At 62.1% G+C, this 13,934-nt stretch carries 9 protein-coding genes, 1 tRNA gene and 1 pseudogene; all 11 read right to left on the bottom strand.

The features are described from left to right. Positions 1-235: 235 nt before the first annotated feature. The 11 genes and pseudogenes from F467_RS0108790 to F467_RS13185 all read right to left on the bottom strand — a co-directional run bounded on the left by F467_RS0108790 (position 236) and on the right by F467_RS13185 (position 13,732). Positions 236-1,240 carry a class I fructose-bisphosphate aldolase gene (locus tag F467_RS0108790; RefSeq protein ID WP_018139212.1) on the bottom strand — a complete coding sequence of 335 codons (1,005 nt, stop codon included), beginning with the start codon at positions 1,238-1,240 and terminating at the stop codon, positions 236-238. Positions 1,241-1,376: 136 nt separating this feature from the next. Then, entirely contained in the window at positions 1,377-1,934 is a 558-nt protein-coding gene (locus F467_RS0108785; protein ID WP_018139211.1) for an RDD family protein, read from the bottom strand. Between the two features lie 23 nt (positions 1,935-1,957). After that, entirely contained in the window at positions 1,958-2,428 is a 471-nt protein-coding gene (locus F467_RS0108780) for an SgcJ/EcaC family oxidoreductase (RefSeq protein WP_018139210.1), read from the bottom strand. 38 nt (positions 2,429-2,466) lie between these two features. Next, entirely contained in the window at positions 2,467-4,029 is a 1,563-nt protein-coding gene (locus F467_RS0108775; RefSeq protein WP_018139209.1) for a phospholipase D family protein, read from the bottom strand. A 136-nt stretch (positions 4,030-4,165) separates the two neighbouring features. Beyond that, positions 4,166-4,242 (bottom strand) — tRNA-Val (locus tag F467_RS0108770). Positions 4,243-4,414: 172 nt separating this feature from the next. Next, complete coding sequence (locus tag F467_RS0108765; RefSeq protein WP_018139208.1) at positions 4,415-7,555, bottom strand: helicase-related protein; 3,141 nt, start codon at positions 7,553-7,555, stop codon at positions 4,415-4,417. Then, on the bottom strand, positions 7,542-9,344 hold the full coding sequence (locus F467_RS0108760) for a phospholipase D family protein (protein ID WP_018139207.1): 1,803 nt from the start codon (positions 9,342-9,344) through the stop codon (positions 7,542-7,544). Before F467_RS0108760 ends, F467_RS0108765 begins: the two co-directional genes overlap by 14 nt. Beyond that, complete coding sequence (locus F467_RS0108755; RefSeq protein WP_018139206.1) at positions 9,344-10,576, bottom strand: DUF6361 family protein; 1,233 nt, start codon at positions 10,574-10,576, stop codon at positions 9,344-9,346. The genes F467_RS0108760 and F467_RS0108755 overlap by 1 nt, the downstream gene beginning before the upstream one ends. 241 nt (positions 10,577-10,817) lie before the next feature. Then, positions 10,818-10,934 (bottom strand): annotated as a pseudogene (locus F467_RS13920) (hypothetical protein); the annotation flags it as partial. A 343-nt stretch (positions 10,935-11,277) separates the two neighbouring features. Continuing rightward, entirely contained in the window at positions 11,278-12,156 is an 879-nt protein-coding gene (locus tag F467_RS13820) for an HNH endonuclease (protein WP_026182222.1), read from the bottom strand. Continuing rightward, positions 12,143-13,732 (bottom strand): AAA family ATPase, encoded by a 1,590-nt coding sequence (locus tag F467_RS13185; RefSeq protein WP_038050444.1) that lies wholly within the window; start codon positions 13,730-13,732, stop codon positions 12,143-12,145. Before F467_RS13185 ends, F467_RS13820 begins: the two co-directional genes overlap by 14 nt. Positions 13,733-13,934: the final 202 nt, after the last annotated feature.

Raw genomic sequence — 13,934 nt, 5'->3', positions numbered from 1 at the left:
CAACGCAGGTCACAAAAAAGGCCTGTCACCCTGGGGGTAACAGGCCAAGACGCGACATACACCGCCGGAGGAATCGATACGGGGGCACGGCGCCGACAGCGCTGATCCTTGTGCCCTCGCCGACCGACCCATGCCCGGCAGCTACAGTCTATGAACCTGGAACCCGGCGGGAATTGATTCAGATCAACTACGCCGCAGGTTCCAGGTTGCACCCGCCCATCGTGACCCGCACGCCCTAGGCCGCGTACTTGCCCTCCGCGGCCAGGCCATTGTCGCGGGCACGCTCGTATACCGTCTTCTGCGCGCTCTCGAAATTCGCCTGCATGTCCTCGCCCCACAGCTTCATCGCGGCCTGCTGCATGCCGCGGCCGTAGGAGAACGAGAGCGGCCAGGGCGTGCCCCCAATGCGATTCATTGCATCCAGGTGCGCAGTTGCATCCGCGTCGCTCTGCCCGCCCGACAGGAACACAATACCGGGGAGGATTGCGGGCACCGCGGAGGCAAGGCAGCGAAGCGTTGCGTGGGCGACATCGTCCACACCCACCTGCTCCGGGCAGTCCTTGCCGGGGATCACCATGCTGGCCTTCAGGATCGTGCCTTCCAGCAACACGTGATGCTCGTACAGCGCGCTGAACACCGCCCGCTGCGTCGCCTCTGTGACGCCATAGCAGGTCTCGATGTCGTGATCGCCGTCCATCAGCACCTCGGGCTCCACGATCGGCACCAGCCCCTGCTCCTGGCAAAGCGCCGCATACCGGGCCAGCGCATGCGCATTGGCCTCGATGCAGGTATCGGTGGGCATGGTCTCGCCGATAGTGATCACGGCGCGCCACTTGGCGAACTTCGCACCCATCCGGGCGTATTCCTGCAGGCGCTCGCGCAGCCCGTCCAGGCCCTCGGTAACCTTCTCGCCGGGGAACCCCGCCAGGTCCTTGGCGCCCGTATCCACCTTGATGCCGGGCAGGATGCCCGCCTCGCGCATCACATCCACAAACGGCTTGCCGTCGCGCGTGGACTGGCGAAGGGTCTCGTCGTAGAGGATGGCGCCGGAGATGTATTCGTTCAGCTTCGGTGTGGTGAGCAGGAGCTCGCGGTAAGTTCGGCGATTCTCCTCGGTGTTCTCCACGCCCACCGCTTCGAATCGCTTGGCAATCGTGCTGGTGGATTCGTCGATGGCAATAATGCCCTTGCCGGGGGCCACCATGGCCTCGGCCGTCTCGATCAGTGTGTCGATTTTCATCTCTGCTCCTTGGGCGGGGGTACCCGTATGGATTTCCGTTGGAGACTAGTTCCCCACTCGGGGTTATTCCATACGGACTCCCAACGCCCGGGAGCGGTTCACAAACCGTCGCTGCCGTTACAACCGCAGCGGTGGCCTAGTTCAGCCACTCCTTGCGCACGACGAACGTCTCGGCGATCAGGTCGTGCAGCCCCTGGCGGCGGCGGGTAAACGCCACCATCAGGTAGCCGATGCCGAACAGCAGGCCCGAAAGGATCTCCGCGAGATAGCGTCCTGTCGCGCGCATGAAGGTAATGCGCTCGCCGTGATAGTCGACCACACGCAGCCCCACCGCCATCTTGCCGACCGTCGCCTGGTAGCGGGAGCTGTGCATCCCCGCCCAGTACAGCCAGGCCACCAGGATGTTGATCAGCATCCAGGCAATATCGGCCGCCATCAACTCGGGTTCCGGCCCCTTGGGCGCCATCGTCTCCGGGCTGATCACCATCTGCGCCACGATCTGCGGCACCCCGATGACCACCATATCGACCAGGGTGGCCAGCACACGCCGCCAGAAGCCGCCAAAGGCGGCGCGATCCTCCGGCGGCCCGGCGTGCGCCGGCGACGCTGCAGCCACCTCGACCAGATCCGCTCCACAGCCATTGCAGTAGCGCGCCTCGGGCGGGTTGTCCCGCCCGCATGCCTTACATTCCATGTAACCCCCCTGACACTACAGCCCTACGGATGCACGACCGTGTTATGCCCGAACCGGATCTGCCAGCCGTGGTGATCATCCCGCTCGAGCAGAAAGCTCATGCGGGTGTACAGCACGCCATCGCCGCGATCCGGCAACCCGGCCGGCATGGATTCGATGTCCGATACCCGCAGCACGGCCTCGGCGAACGCCGTGTCTTCGCTCAGCATCGAAATATCCTGGACATCCACGCTCAACGAGCTGCCCGCAAACGGCCCCTGCAGGACCTCGGTATGCCGCTTGGCATTCGTCGCGCGATCATCAAAGCGCGTGCCGAACAGGTTCACGAGCCCCGCGTCTTCCTGATAGTCCCGCGCCCAGGCCTCGCCATCACCGGCCTCCCAGGCCGCCTCCTTGGCCTCCAGGATGCGCTGGATTTCGCCTTCATCGGCACCTGCGGTGGAGATCAGCGCGGCCAACGGCAGGGCGAGAAGCGAGAGTGCTTTTCTGGACATGACAACTCCTATAGTGAACGGCAAGACAGGCCCCCTGTTTACAGGAGCGGCTCCACTGGCGCCAGTCGCGTAATCCCGGACAAGAAGCGCCGCCAGATACCCGCCTTCGGATCGGTGCGGTAAAGCGTGCCCTCGTCGTCCGTCCAGATCGGCCAGCCCTCGTCGTCCAGCCGAACCTGATACGCCAGCTCCGGCCGGGTGCTGTGCTCGTACAGCTCCAGCAGCTCCTGCACGATCTCCGGCTCGCGCAGGAACACGCCCAGTTCGGTGTTGGTATAGCGCGAGCGTGGGTCCAGATTGAACGAGCCGACGAATCCCTCCTCGCGATCGATGATCAGCGCCTTGGTATGCAGGCTCGCATGCGAGGAGCCAATCCCCATCTCGCGATCCGCGGCTGCGCGTGGCGGCAGCGCAGTCGGGCGCAACTCGTGCAGCTCCACCCCGGCCTCCAGCAATGCGGGACGGCGGCGCGAGTAGCCGCTGTGGGTAAAGGCCACATCATTCGCCGCCAGGGAGTTTGTCAGTACACTCACCCGCACGCCCCGCTCGCGCATCGCGATCAGCTGCGCCGTGCCATCCCGCCGCGGCACAAAATACGGCGATATCATCAACAACTCGTGCTCGACCGCATCCAGTCGCCGTGCCACCGCCTCGGCGACCCCGTCCCGGATATGCTCGTAGCCCTTGGCCTTGCCAACGTCATCCACGACCAGCTTGGCCTGGTCCGTCCAGGTGTAAGCCCCGGCATCATCAATCGGCTCGGCGAGGGGCACACCATTCAGTGGCTCCAGTGTCAGCAGCGGATGTTCCTGGTGCTCGGCCAGCCAGGCGTCGAGCTTCTCCCGGTGGCGCGCGAGCTTCTCCGGGTCCTGCTCCACCCGACGCATCCGCCGCAGATCGATCGCCGCGCGGCTGTTCCAGTACTCCACGAACGAATGATCGACCTCCGTCGCCAGCGGGCCGACCATCACCAGATCCAGATCCGTGAAGTTGTAATACGGGCTGACCTCGAAGTACTCGTCGCCGATGTTGCGCCCGCCGATGATCGCCAGGTGCCCGTCGACCACCCAGGCCTTGTTGTGCATACGGCGATTCAGGTCGCTGCCACGAAAAACAAACTCCACCCCCGCACGCACCGCACCCCGGCGCGTACGAAACGGGTTGAACACGCGAACCTCGATATTGGGATGCTGATTGACCGCGGCCAGCAGGTCATCACTGCCGCGCAAATCCATGTCGTCCAGCAACAGCGACACCGCCACGCCCCGGTCCGCCGCATCCAGCAGCTCCCCGAGCAGCGTGCGACCGGCCACGTCATCGCGCCAGATGTAGTACTGGATATGGATGCGTTCCTGCGCCTTGCGCGCACTCTGCACCCGCCACTGAAAGGCCTCCGCCCCGGTATCCAGCAGCCGGAACCCCGTCTGCCCTTCCTCGACCGCCGGCAGCGTATCCAGCCAGGTCGCCAGCTCGCCCTGTACCGCTGGCGCCTGCGGGGTACGGTCCACCCGGTCCGACGCCGGCTGCATCGGGGTACACGCCGCCAGAAACGCCAGCAGCAACGCCGCGACCAGCGGCTGAAGCAACGTACGCGCGTTCATTCGCAGATGTCCGACACCCGCCCCCAACGAAGCACCCATACCGCAAGCATGTACCCACCCTGCGAACCTTTCCATGGTCCGTATCCCCAAAACAAAAAAGCGAGCCGGGAGACCCTGGCTCGCTTTCTCAAAATACTGGTAGGCGCGATTGGACTCGAACCAACGACCCCCACCATGTCAAGGTGGTGCTCTAACCAACTGAGCTACGCGCCTGTCGTCTTCGAGCCGCGTATTCTACGCGCTCCCCGCCCCCTGTCAAAGCCCTTTGTAACGCGGCGCTCGCCGCAGCTCTATCCGTAGCAAGACACGCTTTGCCTAGGAGAACCTGAGGTGCCAACGTCAGCGTGTCCATTGATCAGCTTTCCCAAAACGCATGCGCACGGGTTCAACCTGGCAGAGCAGGCGGGAGCAAAGAAATCTGCCAGTCCTCAGGCGCATCCTCCGGCAGAGCATGATCCAGATAGGCGATCAGGTCTTCCTGTCGCGGCTGACCGAATACCATGCGGTAGAGCGCGAGCTGGCGTTTCATGCGCTTGAGGCGCCCCACGTCTCGGCTCAATGGCAACAGCAGGACCCGCCGCATGATGCGTGCGTCCCCGGCCTCGTAGATCCACCACGGTGCCAGGTCGGATTGCTGGCCAAACTCCGTCGCTTCAGCGCATTCGAACAGGCGGGCCCACGGGTCTCCTTCCCCCTGCCAGTCCGCAAGCGCGGCCAGGCCGATGTGCTGGGCGACGTTCCTCCTCACCGCGTGGCCCTTGTAGCGATGAACGCGCCCCTCGCGCTGTTCCATGTCCACCGGATTCGACGGGAGGTTCCAGTGCACCACCGAGTGACACCAGGTATGGAAGTCCAGGCCTTCCTGCCCGACCGAGGTGCTGGCCAGCACAAAAGGTCGAAAGGGCGAATTGAACGCCGCCCGCACGGAGTCGGCACGAGCGAGAGCGCCGCCAGTGTCATCGCGCATATCGCCAAACCGCAGTGCGAACCTGCAACGCATGGAGAGATCCGCGACCTCCAACCGGCGCTTGTTCACTCGAACGTCGTCCACCTTGAGCTGCGCCGAACGCATGGATAAGGATTCCGTCACAGCGCGCGCCACCGCATCAATGCGCTCGGCGGCGGGTGCCTCTACCCTCCCCAGTTGCTCCGGCAGCACATGCACCTGCTCGTCCAGGACGGCCTGCAGATTGCCCTCCACCGCATAGTCCAGTGCCTGCCGCCAGTAGGGCTGTTCATCCCGGTTCTGGATCAGCACCACGCTCTCGGGCAGATTGAACAGCGTACGAAAGCCGTTGGCCACCCGCGCGGCCCCCAGCAACAATGCCGGATCGTTCCAATCGACATCCGTAGCCACCCGCCGCAGTGCACGTAGCGCGCAAACCCCGGGGCCTCCAAGCGCGAACCGGGCCAGCACTTCTGCAAGGTCTGACGGGCGCCGCCCCAGGTCCAGTCCCCCCCGCATGGCCTGGATCATCTGGTCGCGATGGGCGCGAAAGTGCTCGCCCCCTTCCTGTTCGGGGATGGCCTCGGGCCAGCCGCTCGCCGCCTGCATCCACTCGATCAGGCCCGCATCCCGTTCCAGCATCGCGATCGCGGCCCAGTACCAGCGCTCGTCGACCCGCCCGTACTCGTCCCCCTGTGGCAGTTCGTCGAGCAGGTCACGACAGCGCCGCGTGGCCTCCACAAGGAGTACGCCGAGGGCCGGTGGTTCACCATTGCCAAAGGCGATGGCTAGATGCAAAGGATCCACCTCGCGAGCAAGGCGAGGCGCCGGCATGATGCGGGCCAGGGCTGGCATTCCCGTCAGGCGCCCATCCGCGTCCGTCTGAAATCGCAGCAGTGGCCGGACCCGCTCGTAGGTATTGCTGTACCCGACATCCCCGCCCACCTGGCCAAACGCCCTCGCCTGCGCCTCGTACGAGCACAGCGTGGCAATCGCATCCGGCACGGCATTCCAGGCCGAGAACACTAGCTGTTTGGTGACCTCTCCTGCCCGCGCCCACGGCCCGGCCAGCTGCGTATAGGGCAACGAAGGCGGTAACCACAGAAGCTCCCACAGACCAGCACCCACGGTTTCGTCGATGAATCCCCGCATCCGGGCATGCGGGATATCCAGCGGCTCGTAGGCCTCAATGCGATTTACGTCGATCGTACTGAGCCCCTTCCCCCGCGCGATCGCCCGCCGAAGCTTCTTTGGTGGCTTGGTCGCAATGGCATCCAGCTCCCGGCGCATCTGATAGCCGCGCATGTAGCTGAGCATGTACGGCACCGACTTCCAGTACTCGATGACATCCGGCAACCCCGCCGCATGCGCCGTGGAATCGATGTTCCGGGCGTATTCGAGATCCAGGGGCGCCAGCTCCACGGTGCGCTCGTCCCCGGAAAGCATGGCATCGCGCCGGCGCGTCAAGCCCACGCGCTCCGTTCTGCACATCACCCGTAGCAACCGCGATTGAAGACCCTCACGCGCCTGCTGAATACCCTCGTGATCGCCCTCTGCCAGTTGCCGGCAGCCGCGGCGATAGGTCTCCAGTGCCCAACGCAGGCCGTCCACCTCGTGCTCGTCGCCGTACAGGAACCCCACCGTATCCAGGAAGTTCTGGTGATGATCTTCGTCCGACTCTCCGTGCATGCTCAGCATCCGGTACGGAGTTGCCGACAGCAGCAGGAGCCGCGCACCCTCCAGCGAGAACAGGTCATTGGCCAGTTCGGCTTCTTCTGTCTCCCCGTTCAGCAGGTCGGAAAACCGCTGGAACTCGTCCAGGATCACCAGCGATGGGCGCAGCGCATCCAGACAGACGCGAGCAAGCCTGCGGCGCAGCCGACCCACCAGGGCATTGCGCTCGGCATTCGTCTCCGCCGGCCGCTCGGATTCTGGTACCTCAAAGACCTCGCACAGTCGCCGCAGCTCTCCGAGCAATTCCGTCTGCTGGCGCATATCCTCCAGAAACGCGGCTGCCAGGTCGGCCTCGATCTCCTCCGGCCCCTCTTTCAGTAGTTGCGGCCAGCGTTCCCCGACGTTGCACTGGAGCACCTTGCTCAGACCGGCCGAGCTCAGACCTTCCAGCCCATCGAGCAGATGGAACAGCAGCACCCGCTCCCGCGCGATCCCCGTGCTGGAGCGAAGGTTGAAGGTGGTCCCCGGGGTCAGGCTGATGAAATTGACCGGATTCCGGTTGAGCTGATGAACCGTCTCGGGCAACAGGGTCAAGCGGCTGGCCAGCGCAAACTCGTTGTCCTCGAGCACATTCATCCGGCGGATGTTCTGCTGCGCAATCGCCGCGTTCGAGCACACGTAGATGATGTCGACGCGCTCGCCCTGTCCGCTCAGCGCCTCCAGACTGCGCGCGATCACCCCCCGAGCCACCAGCGTCTTGCCCAGCCCAACCTCGTCGGCCACCAGAAAGCGCCCGCTGCCGGCCGGGTCGAACAGCCGCTGGAAGGCGTAATCCACGGTGCGGCGCTGAAAGGGCTTGAGCCCGTCCAGCACCGGCTGGGCATCGAAACCCTCAATCCCGGCCATCGCGGTGCTCCATCGCTTCCTGATACGTCCGCCACAACGCCTCGAACTCCGGCGGCACCAGGTCAGAGGTGCCGAGGCGCCCCTGCAGGCGCTCGATCATTTCCGCGATATCCCGCAGGCGCTCCGGTTCGCGGCTGTAGCAGCGGGTCATCTCTTCCAGAAGCGGCAGTTCGTCCAGCACCACCCTTTGCCAGTGCCCGTGTCCACTTCCCGCCATCGGGATAAAGGCGCCAGCGGCGGCATCGTCATTTGCCAGTAGCAGCATCAGATACCGCAGGAACCCGTCGCGATTCTCTACCACGGCACGCAGGATGGCCGCCTCGCGCTCCTCTACCGGCAAGCCCTCGATCGGCAGGTTCAGTGCAAAGCGCAGCGCGTGGTCCGCCGCCGGATCCGTAAGCTCAAAGGCAATGACCCCGGTCAGGTAGGCCACGCCGCCATATGGCAACTCGCTTCTCCCTGTGTCACCGCCCTCCCCAAGCGCTACCGCATCACTGGGTGACCGGCTCACCGGCCAAACGCGGCAATTCACCGACTCCGGCAGCTCCACCTGCCCGACCAGCCACCACCGCCACATATCCTCCGAATTACCGGCCTCGCAAACCACCCGCAACCCACCCCGCGCAAGCTCGGTACGCGCCCGCTCCAGCCGCTCGCGCGCCCTCACGAGTTCTGCAGCCTCGGGCTCCGCTCGCTCCCCAGGTTCCCAGCGCTGCAACACGCCGCCCAGGCCCTTTTCGCCCAGCAGGTCGTCGATGCCACCCAGTTTGCGCCGAGGGCCTTTCAGGGTCGCAATCACCTCCAGGTTGTGCTGCGCCAGCAACGCCGCATCCGTCACGTTGGCCGATCCCAGCGTGATCGACGTGCGAGTACCCCGTTCGCTGATCCATGCCTTGGCGTGCAGCCCGTGGGTGTCGTGGTCGATCTCGCCCTCGTTGTCCTCGGTCTCGGCCGCCTCGTGCAGCACGTAACAGCCACCGAAGCCGCCGCAGACATCCGGCGAAACCTGCTCCAGCTCCTCCGGACGCGAAATCAGCGCCACCGGACCGCCACTGGCGCCGGCCAGCCGGCCGAGCGCGGCATCCTTCAGAAACGGCGAGATCACCGCCAGGCGATCGCTCGCCTCCGGTTCCCAGCGCATGCCCGGCAGGCCCGGAACCGCAAACTCCAGGCTCTCGGCACCAGGGGGCAACGCGAACTTGCAAGCCATCAGATCCCGCGCCAGCCCCCGAGCCTGCGCCCGCCGGTCCGCATCGACCTCGCGCGTGGCCAGTCCCGGCAGGCTCTCCAGCAGCCGCGCCAGCGGCCGGTTCGCCTCGATGCTTTCCTCACCCAGCTCGCCATCGAGCTGCAGCGAGAGATCCCAGGAGCGATCGTCGGTCACGTTGCGCGACAGGATCGCCACCCGCAGCAGCGGCGGTTCGCGCACCCCCTCGTCCGGCCGGAAGCGCAGCAGCCAGACCTTGGGGTGAAACACCCCGTCCCCGGGCGGCTCCACCTCCACCATGCACGGCTCCAGCAGCCCGAAAAGATGGTTGCCGTCCTTCGGCGCGCGCATCTCGCCGCGCTGGAGATAGAGCGTGACCCGGTCCATCGTGCGGCGGACCGACTCGTACACCGCGATCCCGTCATCCCGCCGCTCCGCCCCCAGCAGCGACAGATGCACGGGGATGGTCAGCAGCGTCGGAATATCCAGCGAGAAGGTCGTGCCCAGCGCCTGGTCCAGCGAATACCCGGGCGGTGGTGTGAGCAGGCTCGTGTACAGGTTGCGGCCATTCGGATCGAGCATCACCCGTCGTCCCCGTGAAATGCCGCGTACAGGTCACGGTGGAATCGGCTCACCGTCGGCCAGCGATAGTTGTAGCGATAGGCACCCGACTGGCCGCTCCATTGCGTCAGCGCCTGCGGGTTGGTGAAGCGCGAACGCGCCTTCTTCAGCAGCGATTCGCGCCGACGCACCAGATCACGCGCCGCCTCGTCCGCCCGCAGCCGCGTCCCGTCGCTGCCACAGGCCAATACCCGCTCGCGCCAGTCGCGCAGGAAGTCGCGCGCCCCCTGCTGTACCCGCAGCGCTCCCCCCTCCGTCAGCGCAAACAGTTCGTCCAGATCCCATTCCTCCAGCGGCAGCGCCCGGGCCGCTTCGGTCCAGTCATCCATCCGCTGCTCGTAGTGCTCGACCCAGTCCTCGCGTTCGCGCCGTTCGGACAGCGCCAGGTTGTAGAGCAGGAACGCCCCCTGCGCGAGCACCGCAAGCTTCTCCGCCTGATCCAGGAGCGCCTGCTGCCGGTCGCTGAAACCCGCCCGATCCGGGTGCTCCCAAGGGTATTCCACGTCCGCCGGCGCACAGCGCTCGAACAGATGGGCCAGCAGGCTCGCCGGATGACACTCGCGCACCCGGTCCAGGATGAATGCCGCCTCCGCACGGCCCAGCGCCAGCGACACATCTGCCGGGAACCGCTCCGGCGCTTCCGGCAGGCCGGCATGCCAGGTGCGATACTCCGAACCGCTGTCGCCCGATTCACCCTCGCCCGCCCGAGCCACACCCTCGCGCCGCCGTTCCACCAGGCCGGCCACGCTGCGGTGGTAGCGCTCCTGCGAAAGCGGCACCTCCCGAATGCCCCAGGATGCCAGCCCCGCCCAGTACACCGAGCTGGGCAATCGCTGCAGCGTCCGCCCGGATCCAATCCCGAAAACACCGGCCCGGTCGTCCGCCTCGCGCAGCACATCCACAATGCGAAACTCCAGATCCGCCGCCCGCGCCGGCACCTTCTCCGCCGCAAGCGCGCCCTGCGCCAACTCCGCCTCTACCTGCTGATACACCCACGCCACCAACAGCATGTAGCGCAAGCGCGTCTGAATCGTACTCGTGCCCGGAAACAGCAGATCCGCCAGATTGTCTCGAACCGCCCCTAGCCCAAGCTCATCGCGCGTATCGCGTTCCCCGAACATCGCCAGCACACGCATACTCCGCTCGCGCGCCTCCGCATCGTGATCAAGCCAGGCAATTCTGGACTGGAGCATTCTCTTTCCCTCTCCCCTGCGGCGGCTTCACCAGATGCCAACCCAAACCACAGACCCAAACGGCCGTTTCCGCCTCAAAACCGCGCCACTAAGCTCCACAGCAGCGGCTGCAAACCCGTTAACCCTTTTACTTTCGGCCACTTACCGAGGTCCGACCCCAACTTGGTTTGCATGGACAGGTCCTCGTCCAAGGCGGAGCGTATTTCTTCAAGCTGCCCTTCTGACATCGGGATTCTTTCTTCTATGGGCGGTCGCAGTACGCAACCTCGCGAGCGAGGACTTCAGCCTGCTGGACCACCTTCTTGATTGCATCAGCTTGCAAGTGTGGCGGGAACCCGTGTTTGCGCAACATGCGGCGGAAGTTGACGCGATTCTTCTTTCACATGACATTACCGCCGATTGTAATATGGTATATTCCATTAAATGACTGCTTTGTGTACATATTCTGTCATGTAACGGATTTTGACCAGATGTCCCTGCATTTCTAAGTCGCACTCCCTGAATACTCAGAATACCAGCACCCCAACTCCCGATACCAAGCTCCAGTCAACTGGGTGCGAAATTGAACATGGAAGTTAGCAAGACCGCGTCTCGGGTGTATGAAACAGGGCCATCGGTATCGATGATATCGCGCCGGAAGGCCTACACCTGCCGCGGCCAAAAGGCAAGGCCTGACCCCCAATCGCTCCGTGCCTTCACTGTCATTCACCCACGCCGGCATCCGCCAGACACGCTATCAACGCTTGGTACATTCCTCTTTGCCAATGGTTAACGAAGGGCGCTTGCTCCACGCCGGGCTCCAGCAACACGGTCGAGATCGCCTTTCCATCGAGACCAATCGCCGTCAGGTTTTCCATTTGCCTCAGAACAGTCAAAAGGGTCTCAGCAGCTTTTGTCCCATACCGTTTCGCGAGCCCAAACGCCTCAAACTGATTCCAGACCCGTTTTTTATCTTTCTCCGACCAGCCCACAGGTGGATCCACAAAGTACTCAAATCTACCCGGCTCTCCCTGAGCCTCGCCGTGATACCGCGCGAAAATCCACTGTTCAACAAAGAACCTGTCATGATCAATGTATGGCTGTATCCGTTGATCCTCTGCCCGACGCGCAAAACCACTCCCTTTTCCTTCCATGTTGCAATCTCGACAAGCCGGGACCAAATTGCGTGGCAATATTGAAAACTGAGGAAAGTGCGCTTTCGGCAGGAAGTGGTCAATATTTCTTGCAGTTCCAATCCCCCCACAGAACGGGCACTTCTCTTTTGCTGAATTAAGTAAGAAGTCGTACACCTTCCTACCAGGCTTCTTCTCTCCAACGAAATATTGATCATAGAGCTTGATTAAATCCGTTCTACTCAAGACGCCAACTAGAGAAGCGTCTGAGCTACACCCACTGGGTATGGGCTCAATCTCAAAAAGATGACCCTCCCGCGCCGCTTCTGCATACTGCTCCCCAAGAGCTAAAAGTCTGGGGCGGCTGAAACCCAACCTAACTTGAAGTGAACTATTTCCCGTAATTCCTAATTCACACTCTTCAAGAGCCTGCTCAAAGCTGTAAGAAGGATCATCAAGCTTCATCATCTTGCACACCCTTGTCTCGATCCGCCACAAGCACCTTAAGGATGGCTCGGCCCTCGAAGCCTAGCTTCCCGCCATATCGCCTAATAATCTCATCGTATGATCCGCCCGACGAGACCGAGCGAGCGAGCATGTCATGAAACCCTGATCGAGCGACCTCAAGCCCAAAGACTTCGCTGGTCAACAGACCCACATTCTCTCCAAACGTCTCGATAGCCGGGCGCCCCAAACTAACCGACCTTCCGGAACGATAAACCTTCCACACACACGAGCTCGGGACTTCCTGCAAAACCACAGGCGAATGAGTCGCTATTATCGCCACACCGTTACGATCATGAAGAAGATCAGATAAGGCCCGAACGAATGCAGACAACAGCGGAGGGTGCAGGTGGCTCTCGGGTTCATCTAACAGAACCAGAGTCTTCTCTTCAACTGTCTCGACTAATCTCGTTACAATCAACAGCACCACAGCATGACCGGAGCTCATCCGATTAAGATATGGCGAAATTTGATTATCATATGCCGATCGAAAGGTTGACACATAATGCTGTGAGTCGCTACCCGTTTCCTCCCTGACTCTTTCGTAGGCCACTCTCAGGTAACCGAGATCCATGGATTCAAATATTCCATCTGATCCAAGTTTCTCGATAGCATCATGCCAACGTTTGGATTTCTTTTCATCCGCGAAGCAATTCACCAAAGACTTCAAACAGTCTCCCTGAAGGTCGGCTATCGTTCGATGTCCCCCGTCATTCCGCGGGTCTTTCAGTCCAATATAGAAATAGCATGTTCCCTGTGTCGGGTCGTGCTGCTCTTTCGGCGGAGAGAAAGCATCAAACGCGCTAAATGACACCGAAACAAGGCTACTGAAGTAGTCGCTCGATATTTGCTCCGCGCGGATTCCAGAAGTATCGAAAAATTCCCCTGCCGCTTCTTCTCGCTGAACGATCGCTTCTATCATGCTATTTAAGATAGTTGTTTTGCCGACACCGTTTCGTCCTATCAATGCATGGATTTTGGTGCTTGGTGTGGAATCCACCTCCACGCTGAAGTCCAAATCTATTGCAGACAGCTCCGGGGTCTCCGGCCTCGTGAACTGAAATTTAAAATCAGTAAGCGTCGCGCCTCCTCCAAGAACGCGAGCGTACTGCCCCTTCACCAAGGAGAGGCTGACGTTACGCAGCAATGACGTTCTGAACGATTGCTCACGCTTATGCGCCTCGATGAGCGCTGGCTCAATAACTATATCCCCCAAGCGGAGGAGAAGTTCTTTACCGATACTGTTTGGTAGCGAAGCTATATTTTGGTAATACTCGACGCCCTGACCGAGCGAAAAGAACCCAGCGGGCAAAGCGTCAAACTCATGTGCAACTCTTTCGTATGTAGCCTCGCCTGGAACCTGATCCTTAAAGGCGATTTTCACGTCCCCAATGTCGTATAAAACACCATAACTATCATGGACCGAAAGATGGAACATTGTAACGAATGAGTAATCATCCCAATGATCTATCTTCAGATATGCGGAGTCTTTTCCTTCGCTTGGAAGGGCACTGGACCGCTGAATAATATAGAACTTCATTTATAACGCACCTCTAACAGGATAGACGAACGCAGCCACACTCCGCTTTCTGATGGTTTATGAGAAGGCGTGGACCATTCCATTCCGAGGATCCCAGATAATGCGTAGGCGGCCCCGCGCATTGAGAAAAAGCCGTCTGCACGCTGGCCGTGGATATTGTTTCTGACGTGACAAAGAGGGAGCGTGAGTTCCGGCTCGTCTC

Source organism: Thioalkalivibrio sp. ALJ12 (assembly GCF_000378305.1).
Taxonomy (GTDB): domain Bacteria; phylum Pseudomonadota; class Gammaproteobacteria; order Ectothiorhodospirales; family Ectothiorhodospiraceae; genus Thioalkalivibrio.
Note: the sequence above shows the minus strand (reverse complement) of the source record. Positions and strands in the feature narration are given on the sequence as shown.